Here is a 17,699-nt window from a genome sequence, read left to right as displayed (position 1 = left end):
GGCCGAGTCCCCCTGCCCGCTCGCCCATCTGAAGGGGATACAGGGATAACGCCCTGAAGAAGCAGGCAATTACCCATCCGGACTTAGTGAGTTATTTATACCAGCATATATACAAAAAACCGCATGTGTATGACGGTGTGCAACCTGACCAATCCGGGCCCGTCCGGAGCGATGCATTACCCTGGCCTGTCATGCACGGCACAGGTGGCGCGGACATGATTCTCATCGAACAGCTGACGAAGATCTTCGATGCGCTGCCCTATCCGGTATTCGCAAAGAATGCGCAGCACCAGTGGATCTATGGCAACGCGGCGTTTGAAGAGCTGATCGGCCACGCCGATTATATCGGCAAGGACGACCGCGCATACTTCCCACCGGAACAGGTCAAGGCGTTCAGGACGGCCGACAGGCGGGTCTTCGCGGGCGAAGAAGTGCTGCAGGAAGAGGAAATCGGGTCAAACCTGTTCGCGCTGACGCGCAAGGTTCCGCTCGCGCTGCCCGACGGGTCAACCGGCCTTGTCGGCATCATCCTCGCTTCGGTGAGGCCGAACGTGCACCTGAAGGATGCGGAAACGTCCTATGACACCCTGTCACTAGCCTCCGGCGACCATTTGCGACAGCTTAACGAGAGCCTGTCAAAACGGGCGCGGGAGCTTGAGAGCTGTTTGACCCTGGCTGAACTAAAGCAGCTGGCCACTCTGGAGATTGCGCATACGGACACGACCACTGGGCTGAAGAACCGTCTCGGATTCGAGGACGAACTCGCCGCCACGATCCGCGAAGCGGAAGCGACTGGCAAGCGGTTCGGCGTCGCCTTTATCGATGTCGACCGGTTCAAGCAGATCAATGACCGATACGGGCATGCAACAGGTGATCTTGTCCTGTCCACAGTCGGCAAACGCCTCAGTGAGCTGCCGGATATCTTCGCGGTCGCCCGCTGGGGCGGCGACGAGTTCGCGCTCCTGACCGAATTGCCGAATATCGGCCAGGCCGCACTGCTCGAGGGTTTCGAAGACGCCCACAGATACACGTTCCGGCCGGTCAAGGGCGATCACAGGCGGATCAATATTTCCGGGTCGGTTGGCATCTCGGTCTATCCGCAGGACGCTACCTGTTCGGACGACCTCATGCGATATGCCGACATGGCCCTGATGGTGGCCAAACGGCAAGGCCGCGGCAGGGTGCTGCCCTTCGATGCCCACATAAACGATGCGATGTCGCGCCGGTTGCAGATCATCCGCGACTTGCCGGATGCCATTTCCAACAGCGAAGTGCGCCCCTTCTACCAGCCCATCGTCTGCGCGCAGACCCGCATGATCCGGGGCGTCGAAGCCCTGGCACGCTGGACCCACAAGGACCTCGGACCGATCAACCCGGAAGAGATGTTCGAGATCGCACATGCCTGCGGACTGGCAGCACAACTCGATGCCAAGCTTCACGAAACGGCCTGTAGGGACGTCAGGCGGTGGCTGAACACCGGGGCTATCAAATACCTGTCCCTGAACATCTCGCCCATGGATATCGTCTCTATCGATTTTGCCGAACGTTTCCTCGCGGGGCTGGCACGCACGAAAACTGACCCGAAGTCGATCTGCCTCGAAATCGTCGAGTCCGCCTTTGTCGATAATCTGGACACGGCCCGCAGCAATCTTGACCACCTGCACAAGGCTGGCGTGATGATCGCCCTCGACGATTACGGCACAGGGTTCTCGAACATGCGCGCCCTGCTCGACCTGCCCCTGGACAAGCTGAAGATCGACCAGTCCCTGATCCAGTCCATCGGGTCCAGCTACAAGATCGCCGACCTGATGACCTCCATCATGCAACTCGCCAGTACATTGCATGTGAAGGTCGTCGCTGAGGGCATCGAGACAAAGCTGCAGTCAGCCTTTGTCACATCTGCCGGCTGCGACCTGATGAAGGGTTACCTGTTCAGCCGGCCGCTGTCATTCGACGCGATGAACCAATGGCTGGCGGCGCATCAGAAACGGGTCGCCTGAGCGGACCGGGCTAGTGGCAGGCCCGACCGCATTGGGGCCGGGCATATCCGGAACCGGTCCTTGCCACGACGTGACTGTCTCAATGTCCGGTTCGCTCTCCAGCAGGCGCTCGGCGTGCAGGGCGCGGCGGAAGACAATGAGAGCCAGGACGCTGAGCCCCGCAGCTGTAAGGCCGAGCGCGACAAACAGGATACTCTGGCTGGCGTGAAGCTCTGACAATACGGTCCAGACAGCGGTCAGCGCGACGATGGCCGTTATCTCCATGAGCAGGAGAGTCATGACCAGGGCTTTCAGGAAGCGGCCCATGAGCGTTTCATTTTCTGTGAGAACACCAGCAGGCGCTGGCACAGACAAGATATCTGCATGCGCCCATGCGTCCGCAAGATGGGCGCCCGGATCTTTTTCAGTGGCCTGAGCTGCAGGCCGCCGGGACGGACATGTTGAACATTGGCAGGCCTTCGGTGCAGAGTTCGAGGCCGCCCTGCCACATCATGTGGAGCGCGACGTAGAGGATAACCGCCAGGCCGACAAAGGCGATCCATCGATGTCGGGTCAGGACGCGGGCAATCAGCGAGGAGGCCAGCCCCATCAACAGGATCGAGAGCGTGAGACCGAACACGAGCACATAGGGATGCTCGCGTGCGGCGCCCGCGACACCGAGCACGTTGTCGAGCGACATGGAGACATCGGCAAGAATGATCTGGGTGACTGCGGCACGCAGGCTTTTGCCGGGGGCCTGGCCAGCCACGGCCCCGTCGCCATCCAGGTCTGCGGCGGCGAGCGCCTCTTCTGCAGCATGGGCTGCGCTGGCCTGAAGTTCGCGCCACATTTTCCACGCGACCCAGAGCAAGAGAAGCCCGCCCGCAAACAGGAGGCCGACGATCAGCATGAGTTCAGCCGCAATCAGCGCGAATGCAATGCGCAAGACCGTGGCGGCGATGATGCCGATCAGGATGGCCTTGCCGCGCTGTTGTTGGGGAAGGCCCGCCGCCGCCATGCCGATGACGACGGCATTATCCCCCGCCAGAACGAGATCAATCGCGATCACGGCGAAGAACGCCTGAATCAGTTCGGGCGTCAGAAAATCGAATGTCATGGCGGGAAGGGCTTCCGGGCCGGGTCAAAGGGCAGTCATTGCCGGCTGGACATTCAGATGGGGTGCAACGTGAGGGACGGCAATATGGCGCTTGCTGAAAAAGCACCGGTCAGGATCTGGCTGTGTTTGTCGTGATCTCGGTCGTCGTCGAATTGGCGATGAAGCAAAGCTCGTGCGCGGCATGGTGCAGGGCCTCGACCTGGTCAGGCGAGGGCGGAGGGCCTTCATAGCTGACGACCGGGTTCAGAGTGACGCGTGTGATGGCCTGGCGGCCAAGGGCGTTCTTCGCCATTATCCCGACCGCCGCGTCTTCATAGCTGTTGACGACAAAGCCCGCATCGCGCGCCTTGTGGAGATAGAACAGCATGTGGCAACTGGAGATCGACGCGACAAAGGCCTCTTCCGGATCGACATTTTCGGCAACGGCGTAAGGCAGCGGGACAATGTGGGGCGATGCTGAGGCCGGCACTTTGAGGCCCCCGTCAAATTCCCACTCATGCGCGCGGGAATGCTTGTTGGCCTTGAAGTCACCGTCGCCGCGCGACCATCTGACAATGGCTGTATGATTGCCCATGTCCGGTCTCCATTCGTGCATCTGGCGCCTGCGATTGTTTAGCCGGACACGGGCGCCCCTGCCAAGCAGCATGAATCGGAATGCCTGCAGGGTCTGGTCGGTCTAGACCCGGGTTTGGAAACAGGCAGGAGGGCCGATTGGATATCGCGGATATTGACTGGGCCGCTGCCGGGACAGCGCTGGATGGACAGGGCTTTGCCTCGCTTGGCATATTGCTGGATGCGCAAGCGCGGGCTGCGCTGACCGGCGCGTTCGGCGAAGACGCGCCTTATCGCAGCCATGTGCACATGGCCCGGCACGGGTTCGGGCGGGGCGAGTACAAGTATTTCCGCTATCCCCTGCCCGGCCTGATCGCCGGACTGCGCACGGCGCTGTATCCGGGGTGCGCCGCGATTGCCAATCGCTGGGCTGAGCGGATGCGGCTGGACGTGCGCTATCCTGCAGCACATGCGGATTTCCTGGCGACATGCCATGAAGCCGGTCAGACACGCCCGACGCCGCTGATCCTGTCCTATCGCGAGGGCGACTACAATTGCCTGCATCAGGACCTGTATGGCGGGATCGTTTTTCCGCTCCAGATCGTTATCCTGCTGAGCGATCCGGTTGTGGATTTTGACGGAGGTGAATTCGTGCTGACAGAGCAGAGGCCAAGGATGCAGTCGCGCGCGCATGTCGTGCCCCTGCGGGCAGGCGAAGCGGTGGTGTTCGCCGTGAACGAGCGGCCGGTGAGCGGCACGCGCGGCGACTATCGCGTGAAAATGCGCCACGGCGTCAGCCCGCTGCGCCGGGGAACGCGGTTTGCAACAGGGATCATCTTCCATGATGCTGCGTGATGGCTGACCTGCTGAGCGGATTGCGTCCGGGCGAGACCTGGCATGGCGAAGGCGTGCTGCACCTGGCCGGCTTTGCCGATGCCCCGTCATTGTGGGATGCGCTGCAGCCCGTGCTGGTGGCCGCACCGTTCCGCCATCTGGTGACGCCGGGCGGCAAGACCATGTCGGTGTCGATGACGAATTGCGGGCGCGTGGGCTGGGTGTCCGACTGGTCCGGCTATCGCTACGATTCTCAGGATCCGCAGAGCGGGCGGCCCTGGCCGGACATGCCGGACGCGTTCCGCGAGGTGGCGCAGCGTGCGGCGGCGGCGTTTGGCGCAGGCGGGTTTGATCCGGATGCCTGCCTGATCAATTGCTATGAGGTGGGTGCGCGTCTGACGGCGCATCAGGACCGTGACGAGCAGGACCTTGCCCAGCCGGTCGTTTCAGTCTCGCTGGGCCTGCCCGGACGGTTCGTGATTGGCGGCGCGCAGCGTAGCGGGCCGAAGCAGACCGTGCTGCTGGAGCATGGCGACGCGCTGGTATTCGGTCGCAGCGCGCGGCTCGCCTATCATGGCGTGCTGCCGATCCGCGCCGGATCGCATGACATGACGGGCCCCCGCCGCATCAGCCTGACCTTCCGGAAGGCCGGGTAGCTGTCTCGACTTCCGCCTGCCGGACTGCCACGATGGACAAAATCATAAAGGGGAGAAGACGATGCGTGTTGCTGCCTATGCCGCTCAGGGACCGGAAGCACCGGTCGAACCGTTCGAGATTGACCGCCGTGACCTTCAGCCAAATGACGTTCTGATCGACATCACATGGTGCGGCGTGTGCCATAGCGATATCCACACGGCGCGCAATGAATGGGGACGGACCAGGTATCCTGTGGTGCCCGGACATGAAATTGTCGGGCGAGTGGGCGCCGTCGGCGCGAACGTGACCCGGCACAAGGTGGGCGACACGGTGGGCGTGGGGTGCCTTGTGGATGCCTGCCTCACGTGCCCGGCCTGCACGGATGGCGACGAGCAGTATTGCGAGAAGGGATCGGTCGGCACCTATGGCGGCACCGAGCCGGTGATCGGCGGGCCGACCTTTGGCGGCTATTCAAAGCAGATCGTGGTGCGCGACGCATTCGTGCTCAAGGTTTCCGACAAGCTGAACCCTGCGGAAGTGGCACCGTTGCTGTGCGCGGGCATTACCAGCTGGTCACCGCTGAAGCACTGGAACGTCAAAAAGGGGGACAAGGTCGGCGTGATCGGACTGGGCGGACTTGGCCATATGGGCGTGAAGTTCGCCGTGGCCATGGGCTGTGACGTGGTGATGATTACGACCTCGCCGGAAAAGGGCGCAGACGCCAAACGGCTTGGCGCGCATGACGTGCTGATCTCCAGCGACCGCGAGGCGATGAAGGCCCACAGGGGCAGTTTTGACTTCCTGTTGAACACCGTGCCGGTCAAGCATGACCTGAACCCCTACCTGATGCTGCTGGCGCGCAATGCCACAATGGTGCTGGTTGGTGCGATCGAGCCGCTGGAAGAAATGCATGGCGGCCTGTTGCTGGCGGGGCGTCGCCGCCTTGCAGGATCAGGCATTGGCGGCATCGAGGAGACGCAGGAGATGCTGGATTTCTGCGCCGAGCATGGCGTGACAAGCGATGTCGAGATCATAGCGATGAAGGATATCAACACTGCCTATGACCGCGTGGTCAAAGGCGACGTGAAATATCGGTTCGTGATCGATATTGCGACGCTTTAGTGCGCAATCGAGATCGAGAAGGCGCCGAAGCGTTGCGGTGTCATCTGGGCGTCGAATTCCTCGGTACGGTTCACATAGGTGAAAGCGAGCTGGACGGCGCGATAATGGACCGCGATACCGCCCTGAAGGTCGCCCACCAATGTCTTGCGGTCATCGACGCGGGGGCCGTCGCGCCAGAGATTGCCATCGAGGAACATGTCGCGGCCAATCGCCCGGCCGCTGGCGCCGATGAACAGATAGCCGCCCATCGGGTTGGCATCATTCCCCGGCACGAATTCGCCCGCGCCGGACAGGGCCGGGCGGATGCGCGGAGGCCCGAAACTGGAATCGAGGTCCCAGCCGATCCGCGCGGTCAGGCCGGTCGCGGCATAGGTGCGAACATTGCCGAGCCCGCCGCCGACATCAAAGCCGAAATCCGTTTCCACGCCCATGGGCAGGCTGGGCCCCGGAAAGCGATGCAGGCGCTGGGCGATGATTTCCAGGCCAGGTTCATCGCGCAACTGGTTTGGCCAGCCCTGCGACTCGGCCGCGCCGATCACACGGTGGAAATTGTTCTGGACAAACTCGCCACCAGCTGACGGCCCGACGACGCCGAGATTGACCTGCAATGTGTCCTGCGTATTGGCGCTGGCGGCAACGATCGTGCCGGACGCATAGAGCCAGGCGGCATAGGGCCGGTCTGTCGGATCGGGCACGGCGAGCGTCTTGTCTTCCGGCGTGAAGATGGTGTGCGAGAGCGCGAAGCCCTGGCGCAGTTCCTTGCGGTCGAGTTCGAGAAACGGGATGCGATGCGAAACCCATTCGAGCGCCGGGAAGATTTCATCGGCGCCGGAGACCCGTTCGAAGCGCAGACCATTGGAATAGTTGCGGTCGGTGCCGCCGCCGAACTTGTCATTCTCGACAGTCAGCGAGGTGACAGCCGGCTTCTTCACCTCCTGGCCATGAGCCAGTGGCGCAATAAAAAGGGCCGCGACAAGCGCGGCCCGAAACGGTGTCTGGGCCTTCATCATGGCCGGGGAAGTATCATCTATCTGCGCATCGTGAAACTTACACCTGCGAAATCTTCAGTGTCGCTGATGCTGCCATTGCGGTCTTCGTATTTGACTTCACGGCGGATGTAGCTGAGCGACAGTTCCCCGCCTGCGCGCTGGACCGAGACACCTGCCTGAAGGTCACCCACGGTGACCTGGTCGGACAGGGACATGTCATTCAGGTTCGGTGTCAGGCTTGTATTGCCGGCATCCCAGATCAGGGCTTCGCCATCGGCGCCTGCGAAAATGTACCAGCCCTGCGGCTGGCCGTCCTTGTCGAGGATGTTGAGGTCGCGGCCGATGCGGACTTCACCACCGACGCGCTTGGACTGCAGTTCGCCCTCTTCGCGCACCACAATGCGCGGGGCAACGCCGACGTCAAAGTTCAGGCCGGTCAGCTCCCTCGGGGCGGAGAAGGCCACTTCGGCGGCAATGTCTTTTTCAATCTGGGTCGGTACGGAGAGGCGGGCCCTGCCGCGCTCAGCCGCTATCGCGACAAGTGCAGGGCTGCCCGTCCAGGCCAGTTCAGGCAGTGCAGCCGGAACGATGCCGGGCGTGATGCCGAACTCTGCGGGCGTTGCGCCGTCAAACTGGGCAACCGGGGCCGGAAGAACGCCCATGATGGTGCCTGAGAAGCGCGCAGGTGAACTGTTGACGACATGGACGGAGATGGCGTCCGGCATGGCTGCCTTGATGTCTGTGGTTCCGAGCGCCGTGGGAACAGCTGTCATCATCCCGAGCGACGGCGGCGCCGCCGGCTCGGACCGTGCGTAATCATGTGGGGATGTCGATACGCAGCCCTGGCAGGCCAACGTCAACACTGTAGAGGCTACTGCGATTACCATACGCCTGACACCCTTCATGGCTAATCCTCGTACGCTTACGCTTATGGAGAATTACACCTCACCGCCCTTAATGTAGCATAAAGGGCACACCATGCCCAAATGCCTTTCGCTCAAAAAAGATTAATTCTGGTTGATTGAACGTCCGCCTGTCATTCTTGTTCCACAACCCGAAATCTTTTGACTTTTTCCAGCAAGACCGGAGCCAGACAGCCCATTCACATTGTTAATCTGTTGAGATATTTGTTTGAAATGAGGCAATTGTCCCAAGTTTTGCGTGGTTTCCGGGCAGCCGGATTTTCCACCCCTGAACGAAAAACGGCCAGTCCGCCGGGACTGGCCGTTTGGTCACTTCATCGCACCGCGAGAGCGCCAGCCTATTGGCAGGCCAGGCACTCGTCATAGTCGGTATTCGGCGTGTCCATGGTTTCGCCTTCGATCCGTTCCGAACCGGCAAAGGCCGCACGCTGGACCGATTTGGACCGGCAATAGTAGAGCGATTTCAGGCCGCGTTCCCACGCCGTCCAGTGCAGCATGTGCAGGTCCCACTTGGACACATCGCCCTTGAGGAAGAGGTTCAGCGACTGTGACTGGCAGATATAGGGCGTGCGGTCAGCGGCCAGCTCGATGATCCAGCGCTGGTCGAGTTCGAACGCCGTCTTGTAGACGTTCTTCTCGTGCTCATCGAGGCAATCGAGGTGCTGGACCGAGCCTTCATGTTCCAGGATCGAGGTCCAGATCTCGTTGGTGTTGAGACCCTTCTGCTCGAGCAGGGTTTCGAGTTGCTGGTTCTTGACCGTGAACGAGCCGGACAGCGTCTTGTGGGTGTAGACATTGGCCGGGATCGGCTCGATGCCGGCCGATGTGCCGCCGCAGATGATCGAGATGGACGCAGTGGGTGCAACAGCCATCTTGTGGCTGAAGCGGGCCATCATGCCTACATCGCGGGCATCCTCGCAGGGGCCACGCTCCTTGGCGAGCTTGACCGAAGCCGCATCGGCGCCCTGGCGGATGTGCTTGAACATTTTCTCATTCCACACCTTGGCCATCGCGCCTTCCATGGACACGTTCATCGACTGCAGGAAGGAGTGGAAACCCATGAGGCCGAGGCCAACCGAACGCTCGCGTTTGGCGGAATAGACCGCGCGGGCCATTTCCGGCGGGGCGCGTTCGATGAAGTCTTCGAGCACATTGTCGAGGAAGCGGAAGATGTCTTCCAGGAAGTGCTCGTCCTTCGACCATTCCATGAAGGTCTCGGCATTGACCGAGGAGAGGCAGCAGACGGCTGTCCGGTCCTGGCCGCGATGGTCGATGCCGGTCGGCAGGGTGATTTCCGAACAGAGGTTCGACTGCGTGACCTTGAGGCCCAGCTTGCGCTGGTGCGCCGGCATGGAATTGTTCACGGTATCGGTGAACAGGAGGTAGGGCTCGCCGGTCTGCATGCGTAGCTCGAGAATCTTCTGCCAGAGCTTGCGGGCATTGATCGTGCGGACGATTTCGCCGGATTTCGGGCTGATGAGGCCGAAATCCTCGTCGGCGCGAACCGCTTCCATGAAGGCATCGGTGATGTTGATGCCGTGATGCAGGTTGAGGCTCTTGCGGTTGAAGTCGCCGGAGGCTTTGCGGATTTCGAGGAATTCCTCGATTTCCGGGTGATGGCAGTCAAGATAGCAGGCCGCTGAACCGCGGCGCAGCGATCCCTGGCTGATCGCCAGCGTGAGCGAGTCCATCACGCGGATGAACGGGATGATGCCGGAGGTCTGGCCGTTCTGGCCGACTTTCTCGCCGATCGAACGGACATTGCCCCAATAGGTGCCGATGCCGCCGCCATTGGAGGCGAGCCAGACATTCTCGGTCCAGGTCTCGACGATATCATCAAGCGAATCGCCGACCTGGTTGAGGAAGCAGGAAATCGGCAGGCCGCGCGCCGCGCCACCGTTCGAGAGAACAGGCGTTGCCGGCATGAACCAGAGTTTTGACATGTAGTCGTAAAGGCGCTGGGCGTGCTCGGCATCGTCGGCAAAGGCCGTGGAGACGCGGGCAAACATGTCCTGGTAGGACTCGCCGGGCAGCAGGTAGCGGTCTTTCAGCGTGGTCTTGCCGAATTCGGTCAGCAGGGCGTCACGCGACGGATCGGTCTTGACCGGAGCGCCTTCAACCACGCGCAATTGCGCCTCGGCACCGGCTTTCGGCTTGCCCTTGCGCGGCGTATTTTTGGTCACAGACTTGGCCTCGGATGCAGACATGTGCAGCCCTCCAGTTTCATTGATATATAGGAACTGAAGCCCCCGGTAGCCAGATATGGCCCCCAACTTCTCTCCTGACACAACATATAGTGTCGGAAGGTTAACATGGGGTCAACGGGACATTTCTTAAAACCGTCAAAAAGGGCGTGGAATTCCGGTTAGCAAAAGGTTAACGCACGACCCTATCGCCTGTCCAGACGGGGGAAAGGGCAGGTTCGCAATGCACGGAAAAAAGACCGGAAAAAGCACGCAGAGCGCCCGAAAGAATCCGGAGCCAAAAAAAAGACCCGAAAGGCGGAGACAGGCGAACGACCCGGGCTGAAATCGTTGGGGCTGCTTCGTTCCCGACCTGACCCGATTGGCGAATGGCCCGTCCGCCACCTGCCTCCTCCGGGTTATATGCGCGGCGGCGGCGCGAATCGCAAGGGCAGGAATGAGTCGCGCTCAGGTATCTCCGAGAATCGCCTGCTCCTCCGGTGAGAAGGCGCGGGCCCGCGACAGAAAGCGCTGCTCGCGCCCATTATCGAGCGAGAACATGCCGCCACGGCCCGGCACAACATCCAGTATCAGCTGGGTATGCTTCCAGGCATCGAACTGGCTGGACGAGATGTAAACCGGCACATCGTCAACCTCGCCAAGGCATATATCGACATCGCCGATCCGGAACTCGCCCGCCGGGTAGCACATCGGGCTCGACCCGTCGCAGCATCCGCCCGACTGGTGGAAGATGATGTCAGGATGTTCCTTGCGGATCTCTGCGATGAGGCCCAGCGCGGCCGGGGTGGCGGTGACGCGCGGGGGGATGGTGCGGGCTTTGGTCATGCGGTCTCCGATGTCCGGTAGCGCGTAAAGACAGGGCAAGTTCCGGCGCGCAGCAGGGTGGGGCGCGCGCCGGAACCGCTTATCAGCCTGAAGGGGGGGCCTTCGGGCGATCAGAAGAAGCCGAGCTTTTGCGGGGCATAGCTGACGAGCATGTTCTTGGTCTGCTGGTAATGATCCAGCATTTTCGAGTGGTTCTCGCGGCCGATGCCGGACTGCTTGTACCCGCCGAAGGCCGCATGGGCCGGATAGGCATGGTAACAATTGGTCCAGACGCGGCCGGCCTGGATGGCGCGGCCGAAGCGGTAGCAGGTGTTCGCATCGCGGCTCCAAACACCGGCGCCGAGGCCGTAGAGCGTGTCATTGGCAATGGCGAGGGCATCCGCATCGTCCTTGAAGGTGGTGACGGAGACGACGGGCCCGAAGATTTCTTCCTGGAAGACGCGCATCTTGTTGTGGCCCTTCAGGACCGTGGGCTGGATGTAATAGCCGCCGGCGAGGTCGCCGCCATGCTCGGCAGCCGCGCCGCCGATAAGGACTTCGGCGCCTTCCTGCCGGCCGATGTCGAAATAGGAAAGAATCTTCTCTTTCTGCTCTGATGAGGCCTGCGCGCCGACCATCGTGGACGGGTCGAGCGGGTTGCCGAGCTTGATGGCCGCGACCCGTTTCAGGGCACGTTCCATGAAGCGGTCATAGATCGACTCGTGGATGAGCGCGCGGGAGGGACAGGTGCAGACTTCGCCCTGGTTCAGGGCGAACATGACGAAGCCTTCAATGGCCTTGTCGAGATAGTCGTCATCCTCGCGCATGACATCGGCGAAGAAGATGTTCGGCGACTTGCCGCCGAGTTCCAGCGTGACCGGAATGATGTTTTCCGCAGCATATTGCATGATGAGGCGCCCGGTCGTGGTCTCTCCGGTGAAGGCGATCTTGGCGATACGCTTGCTGGTGGCGAGCGGCTTGCCTGCTTCGAGGCCAAATCCGTTGACGATGTTGAGCACGCCAGGCGGCAGGAGATCGCCGACCAGTTCGGCAAACACCATGATTGAGGCGGGAGTCTGCTCGGCCGGTTTCAGGACGACGCAATTGCCGGCCGCGAGGGCGGGAGCGAGCTTCCACACGGCCATCAGCAGAGGGAAGTTCCAGGGAATGATCTGGCCCACGACGCCGAGCGGTTCGTGGAAGTGGTAGGCGACCGTGTCATGGTCGATCTCGCTGATGCCGCCTTCCTGGGCGCGGATGCAGCCGGCGAAATAGCGGAAATGGTCGATCGCGAGCGGCAGGTCGGCGGCCATGGTCTCGCGGATCGGCTTGCCATTGTCCCATGTCTCGCAGGTGGCGAGCATTTCGAGATTTTCTTCCATGCGGTCAGCGATCCGGTTGAGGATCAGTGCACGCTCTGCAACCGAGGTCTTGCCCCAGGCATCTTTCGCGGCATGGGCAGCGTCGAGGGCGAGTTCGATGTCGGCGGCATCCGACCGCGCAATGGCGCAGATGTTCTTGCCCGTGATGGGCGACGGATTGTCGAAATAGCGCCCGGCCTTCGGGGCGACGAACTTGCCGCCGATGAAATTGTCGTACCGCTCCTTGAACGGGGAGGTCAGTGTCGATGAATCGAGAAACTGGGTGTCGGCCATGTGATGTATCCTCCATTGGTTTCTTCGTCGTGATGCGAAGACTGGAGGAGAGCATTGTCCCGAACGGGGGACGTGTCAGGAGGGGGAAACCTCACAAACGCGGCAAGTGTCTCAGAACTGAGACAGGTTTCCGGAGAAACGTCAGTCCGTGCTGATGCCGAGGCGGTCCATGCGGCGATAGAGGGTGGCCCGGCTGATGCCGAGAGCGCGCGCGGCGGCAGCCATGTTGCCTTCGGCCCGGGCAATGGCGCGCTTCAGCTCGCGCCGTTCGGCACCGTCGAGGCCGATGCCGCGCTGCTCGGAATCGCCGAACACGTCGCCTGCGGGACGCGGCGTTGCGAACGCGCCATTCCCCAGATTGTAGGCCTGGCGGGCCGCGCGCGTGGCACCAATGACGAGATCATCCGCATCGACCGCAAAAAGGACAGCCCCGCGCTGGCCGTCGCCCTGCCCCCGAACGATGCGCCGGCCGGCAAAGGCGCTCTGGAAATGATCGGCCTCGATCTGGCGCGCGGCATCGGCCACGGTCTGGGCGATCAGCGTGGCGAAGGGCTGGGTGAGGTCTGACCGGCAGGAGGAGACATCGAGCACGGCCGCAAGCTCGCCATGCTCGTCGAAGAGCGGCGCGCCCATGCAGGTCATGACGGTGTTGCTGTCGTGGAAATGCTGGTCGCGATAGATCGTGACGACACGCTCCTCGGCGATACAGGTGCCGATGCCATTGGTGCCCTGCGTCGCCTCCGACCAGTCGGCACCCTGCCAGAGACCGGCGGAGCGGAACGTGCCCTCATCTGCGCCCGGCGTGCGCTGGTCGAGCACGATGCCGCCTGTGTCGCACAGGAGGATGCTGCACCCGGCAAGCCCGAGGCTGGCATGCAGGCGGTCCATGACGGGATTGGAAATGGCCAGCATGCGACCGAGAATTTCCCGGCGTTCGGCGAGGGCGGCCTCGTCGATACGTACATGCTTATGCGGGGCATCCGGCATGAGGCCGTGGGTGGTGAGCGATCGGGCCCAGGAGGCGGCAATGGCCGAGCGGGCGGCTGCGCTGCGCGACAGGGCAATCTCACGCACATGATCCGCATGCGCCCCGGCGGGCACGGATGCGGGCAGGTCAGGCTTGCTATCCATGAAGGCAGCCTAGCATGCACCCTGACGGCCTCAAAGCGGGCAAGGCATGCCCGTATTTCAGTTGTCCGTGGCTAGCCCTGCTGGTAGGCCTGCCGCACGCGAAAAACCAGAAGGGGGAAGCGATGACATTCCGGCATATCTTGATGGCAGGCGCCTGCGCTCTGCTCGCAGCAGGCGCGGCTTCGGCGAAAGAGGATGAGGCCCCGTCGAAACGGTTCACGGCGGACCGGGTGTTCGACATGGAATATGCGACAGACCCGCAGGTCTCGCCGGATGGCAAGACGGTCGCCTATGTGCGCCATTCCATGGACCGCATGACCGACAAGGACACAGGCCGGATCTGGATCCTGAATCTTGCCGACGGCAGCAACCGGCCATTGGTAACCGGCGGGTCGGGCGCCTCTTCGCCGCGCTGGTCGCCCGATGGCAACCGGATGGTCTTTGCCACGCAGACGGACGGCAAGCCGGAGATTCGGGTCCTCTACTTGGATAGCGGCCGCAGTTTTCCGCTGGCACAGTTTCTCGAAGCTCCGTCAGAGGCGACCTGGTCGCCTGACGGCAAGAATGTTGCCTTCAGCATGTTCGTGAAGGGCGAGGCACCCAGCTTCGCCAAGGCGCCGACGCCGCCGGAAGGTGCGGAATGGAACGAGGGCGTCAAGGTGATCGACACGCTGACCTTCCGTTTCGATGGCGAGGGTTATCTTGAGGACGGCGCGACGCAGGTTTTCGTGCTGCCGGTGGATGGCGGCACGCCGCGGCAGGTGACGTTCGGCGTCGCCGACATGCAGGGTCCGGAATGGCTCGACAATGACACGCTGCTGGTGTCGGGCAACGCTGCCGAAGACCGCGACATGGACCCTATCGAGAGCGAGATCTATGCGGTGGAACTGGCGGACCTGTCGATCAGGCCGCTGACAACGCGCGACGGCCCGGACACGTCCCCGGTGGTTTCGCCGGACGGCAAGACGATTGCCTATCGCGGCTTTGACGACAAGACGCTGTCCTACCAGCAGGCCGGTCTCTACCTGATGAATGCCGATGGCACGAATGGGCGCGCACTGGCTGCCGACTTTCCGGGTGATATCGGCCAGACGCATTGGGCGCCGGACGGCAAGAGCCTGCTCGTCCTGTCAGAAGACCATGGCGTGCTGAGCCTGTTCCGCATCGACCTGAACGGCAAGGTCACGCAAGTGATGACCGGCATTGGCGGCGGCTCGATCGGCCGTCCCTATGCAGAGGGCAGCTTCAGTGTCAGCGGCGGGCGCAAACCGGTCATCTCCTACATGGCGGGCTTCACCGACCGGCCGGCCGAGATCGGCACTGTCGGCATGGACGGCAAGAATGCCAAAGTGCTGACCCAGCTCAACGCCGATGTCCTGCCCTATCTCGACATGGCGCGTGTGGAAGAGGTGAAGGTTGCCTCCAGCCATGACGGCAAGGAGATCGAGGCCTGGGTCGCGTTCCCGCCGGACTTCAAGGCCGATGGCAGCTTCCCGATGATCCTGGAAATCCATGGTGGCCCCTATGCCATGTACGGGCCTTACTTCGGGAGCGAGATTCAGCGCTATGCGGCGGAAGGCTATGTCACTGTCTGGTCCAACCCGCGCGGATCGACCGGCTATGGCGAAGACTTCGCGCTGGAGATCGACCTTGCCTATCCGGGCAATGATTATGACGACCTGATGAGCGTGGTCGACGAGATGGTGGCGCGCAAATATGTCGACTCCGAGCGCCTGTTCGTCACCGGCGGATCAGGCGGCGGCATCCTGACCGCCTGGATCGTGACCCAGACCGACAGGTTCGCGGCCGCCGCTTCGGTGAAGCCGGTGATCAACTGGATGACCATGGCGCTGGCCGGCGATATTGCGCAGGTGGTGCGGCGCCACTGGATACGTGCCGAGCCCTGGTCGGACCCGGAAGCCTTTCTCAAGCATTCTCCGATCCGCTACATGGACAAGGTCGTGACACCCACACTGGTGATGGTGGGTGAGGAAGACTGGCGCACGCCGCCCTGGGAAGCCGAGCAGTTCTACACCGCGCTGAAGATGAATGGTGTCGATACGGCCTATATCCGCATACCGGGCTCGCCGCACTATATCGCCTCGCGCCCGAGCCGCCTGATTGCCAAGACGGACAATATCATGGGCTGGTTCGCCAAATATGATCCGGCGAAGAAGAACGAGGAAAAAGACGACGCCGGGGAGTAGTCCGCCATGAACGAGTGCAACGTGATCCTCGACAGCCTGGACACTTTCGCCACGCGCGAGGGTGACCCGGCGCCGGGGATCTATGCGCGCCTGTTCGCGGCGCATCCGGAGCTGGAGGCCCTGTTCCTGATGGATACCGATGGCGGGGTGCGCGGGTCGATGCTGCAACAGGCGTTCGATTGCCTGATCGATGTGGCCGAAGGCGGCCGCATGGCCGAGGTCGTACTCGGTGCGGAACGCGTGAACCATAAAAGCTATGGCGTGCCGGACAATCTGTTCGACATCTTTTTCCTGGCGATCCGCGACAGCGTGAAAGCGTCACTCGCAGATGACTGGACGGCGCAGACCGATGCGGCCTGGACGCGCCTTCTGGCGCAGGCAAGTCAGGCTAGCTATCCGTGAAGCAGTCGATCACGCCCGACACAGGTCTTGCGTTCACTGCTGCTGCGCGTGTGCTTCGATTGCTGAAAGACAGGAGACGCACAACGCCCTTTGGAAAAAGGCGCTCCCGCCGCCACGTGGCGAAACGGGAGCGCTGGCCCGCCGGGGGGGAATGGCGGGGAAGCTCAGGCTGAGGCTGCGGACGGCCGGGTGCCAGCGTCTTTCCAGTGACGGTGCAGGAGGGGAACAAGTTCATCCGGCCGCTCGCGCGGAAAGAACAGCTTGGCCCCGGGCACTTGAACAACGGGACGCGCGCCGGGAATGGTGTCTTCCAGCCACCTTGCGCATTCGATCCCGAAGAATACATCCGCGGTTCCCCAGACGATCAGGGTGGGCGCGCGGAGCTGGCGCAGCCTGCTTTCCACGGACATCGTATCGGCAGGGTTCATGGAGGCGAAGAAGCGGGTCATGAGCTCTGCCCTTTCCGGAGAGGCCGAAAGGGGGCCGAGATAGGCGGCCAGTTCTTCCTCACCCAGAATGCCGGGATCCTCGAAGCCGACGGCGAATGCCTCCCGGGCGGTGGCGGGATCCTTGCCGAGTTCGCCTGCGACCGGGGCAAAGCCCTGCTGCGCAATCATCTGTTTCATCGGCTTGATGGGCTCCGGCGGCCACATGTCATGCACATCGCAATTGGTCAGAACCAGGCTGTCGATGCGCTCCGGGTGATTGGCCGCGAAAATCTGCGCGATGCCGCCGCCGCTGTCATTGGCGACGAGGTGACAGGACCCGATGCCCAGTGCGGCGCAGAATTCTTCCAGCATGCGGGCATTGGCGGCGAAGGAGACATCCTGATCCGCAGAGGTTTCGGTTGCGCCGTGGCAGAGGATATCCAGCGCAATGCAGCGATACTCCCCTGCCAGCCGCTCCATGACAGGGCGCCAGAGCAGCCCGTTGAGGAAAACGCCGTGAACGAACAGGACGACCGGCCCCTCCCCCATCTCCACATAGGCAATCCGGCCTGAGGGCGTTTCGACATATCTGCGGTGGTCCAGAAATGTGGCAACATGCATTTGCGATTCTCCCATTGCCCCGCCCGGAACACTTCTGCAGCGGGAATGTTGATCTTACCGACCAATAGTCTGTAACTTACAGACCATTGGTCTGT

The 17,699-nt window shown here is 62.1% G+C and carries 16 protein-coding genes and 1 other RNA gene; 6 read left to right on the top strand and 11 right to left on the bottom strand.

Features of this window, described 5'->3' with window-relative positions:
- Positions 1 to 215 precede the first annotated feature (215 nt).
- The gene (locus VR74_RS12400; protein ID WP_299950371.1) at positions 216 to 2,000 is read left to right on the top strand and encodes an EAL domain-containing protein; all 1,785 of its coding nucleotides are present in this window, start codon (positions 216 to 218) and stop codon (positions 1,998 to 2,000) included.
- On the opposite strand, the gene VR74_RS21005 is transcribed toward VR74_RS12400, so the two are convergent.
- The 3 genes from VR74_RS21005 to VR74_RS12390 all read right to left on the bottom strand — a co-directional run bounded on the left by VR74_RS21005 (position 1,947) and on the right by VR74_RS12390 (position 3,670).
- Positions 1,947 to 2,306, bottom strand: coding sequence for a hypothetical protein (locus tag VR74_RS21005; protein WP_299950369.1), 360 nt, complete (start codon positions 2,304 to 2,306; stop codon positions 1,947 to 1,949). The two genes, VR74_RS12400 and VR74_RS21005, sit on opposite strands and share 54 nt — an antisense overlap.
- A gap of 97 nt (positions 2,307 to 2,403) precedes the next feature.
- Entirely contained in the window at positions 2,404 to 3,096 is a 693-nt protein-coding gene (locus tag VR74_RS12395) for a TerC family protein (RefSeq protein ID WP_045697215.1), read from the bottom strand.
- A gap of 109 nt (positions 3,097 to 3,205) precedes the next feature.
- Positions 3,206 to 3,670: an OsmC family protein gene (locus tag VR74_RS12390; RefSeq protein ID WP_045697213.1), complete on the bottom strand. Its 465-nt coding sequence runs from the start codon at positions 3,668 to 3,670 to the stop codon at positions 3,206 to 3,208.
- Between the two features lie 137 nt (positions 3,671 to 3,807).
- Here VR74_RS12390 and VR74_RS12385 point away from each other — a divergent pair, with 137 nt between their 5' ends.
- From VR74_RS12385 to VR74_RS12375, 3 genes are all read left to right on the top strand, one after another.
- Positions 3,808 to 4,503, top strand: coding sequence for a 2OG-Fe(II) oxygenase (locus VR74_RS12385; RefSeq protein WP_299950368.1), 696 nt, complete (start codon positions 3,808 to 3,810; stop codon positions 4,501 to 4,503).
- Positions 4,503 to 5,138, top strand: a complete 636-nt coding sequence (alkB, locus tag VR74_RS12380; RefSeq protein WP_045697209.1) for a DNA oxidative demethylase AlkB — start codon at positions 4,503 to 4,505, stop codon at positions 5,136 to 5,138. The genes VR74_RS12385 and alkB overlap by 1 nt, the downstream gene beginning before the upstream one ends.
- Positions 5,139 to 5,199: 61 nt before the next feature.
- A complete protein-coding gene (locus VR74_RS12375; RefSeq protein ID WP_045697207.1) occupies positions 5,200 to 6,240 on the top strand; it encodes an NAD(P)-dependent alcohol dehydrogenase in 1,041 nt (346 codons plus the stop codon).
- On the opposite strand, the gene VR74_RS12370 is transcribed toward VR74_RS12375, so the two are convergent.
- The 7 genes from VR74_RS12370 to VR74_RS12345 form a co-directional block, all read right to left on the bottom strand.
- Positions 6,237 to 7,250 carry a lipid A deacylase LpxR family protein gene (locus VR74_RS12370; protein WP_299950366.1) on the bottom strand — a complete coding sequence of 338 codons (1,014 nt, stop codon included), beginning with the start codon at positions 7,248 to 7,250 and terminating at the stop codon, positions 6,237 to 6,239. The genes VR74_RS12375 and VR74_RS12370 overlap by 4 nt on opposite strands.
- A 17-nt stretch (positions 7,251 to 7,267) precedes the next feature.
- On the bottom strand, positions 7,268 to 8,005 hold the full coding sequence (locus tag VR74_RS21000; RefSeq protein WP_299950364.1) for a lipid A-modifier LpxR family protein: 738 nt from the start codon (positions 8,003 to 8,005) through the stop codon (positions 7,268 to 7,270).
- 485 nt (positions 8,006 to 8,490) lie between these two features.
- Entirely contained in the window at positions 8,491 to 10,359 is a 1,869-nt protein-coding gene (locus VR74_RS12360; protein ID WP_045697205.1) for a ribonucleoside-diphosphate reductase subunit alpha, read from the bottom strand.
- A 295-nt stretch (positions 10,360 to 10,654) separates the two neighbouring features.
- An RNA gene (gene ffs, locus VR74_RS20995) (signal recognition particle sRNA small type) lies at positions 10,655 to 10,746 on the bottom strand.
- Positions 10,747 to 10,803: 57 nt separating this feature from the next.
- The gene (locus VR74_RS12355; RefSeq protein ID WP_045697203.1) at positions 10,804 to 11,181 is read right to left on the bottom strand and encodes a DUF779 domain-containing protein; all 378 of its coding nucleotides are present in this window, start codon (positions 11,179 to 11,181) and stop codon (positions 10,804 to 10,806) included.
- A 110-nt stretch (positions 11,182 to 11,291) separates the two neighbouring features.
- Entirely contained in the window at positions 11,292 to 12,815 is a 1,524-nt protein-coding gene (adh, locus tag VR74_RS12350) for an aldehyde dehydrogenase (protein ID WP_045697202.1), read from the bottom strand.
- A 141-nt stretch (positions 12,816 to 12,956) separates the two neighbouring features.
- A complete protein-coding gene (locus VR74_RS12345; protein WP_045697200.1) occupies positions 12,957 to 13,946 on the bottom strand; it encodes a GAF domain-containing protein in 990 nt (329 codons plus the stop codon).
- Positions 13,947 to 13,960: 14 nt separating this feature from the next.
- On the opposite strand from VR74_RS12345, the gene VR74_RS12340 reads away from it, so the two are divergent.
- Both VR74_RS12340 and VR74_RS12335 read left to right on the top strand, forming a co-directional pair.
- On the top strand, positions 13,961 to 16,153 hold the full coding sequence (locus VR74_RS12340; protein ID WP_299950362.1) for a S9 family peptidase: 2,193 nt from the start codon (positions 13,961 to 13,963) through the stop codon (positions 16,151 to 16,153).
- Between the two features lie 6 nt (positions 16,154 to 16,159).
- Entirely contained in the window at positions 16,160 to 16,555 is a 396-nt protein-coding gene (locus VR74_RS12335) for a globin (protein ID WP_045697198.1), read from the top strand.
- Positions 16,556 to 16,719: 164 nt separating this feature from the next.
- Here the strand turns inward: VR74_RS12335 and VR74_RS12330 are convergent, their stop codons facing one another.
- Entirely contained in the window at positions 16,720 to 17,604 is an 885-nt protein-coding gene (locus VR74_RS12330; protein WP_045697196.1) for an alpha/beta hydrolase, read from the bottom strand.
- Between the last annotated feature and the right edge of the window lie 95 nt (positions 17,605 to 17,699).

It is taken from the genome of Hyphomonas sp. BRH_c22, assembly GCF_000961795.1.
GTDB lineage: Bacteria > Pseudomonadota > Alphaproteobacteria > Caulobacterales > Hyphomonadaceae > Hyphomonas.
The sequence above is the reverse complement of the archived record's forward strand: the minus strand, read 5'-3'. Positions and strand labels throughout refer to the sequence as shown.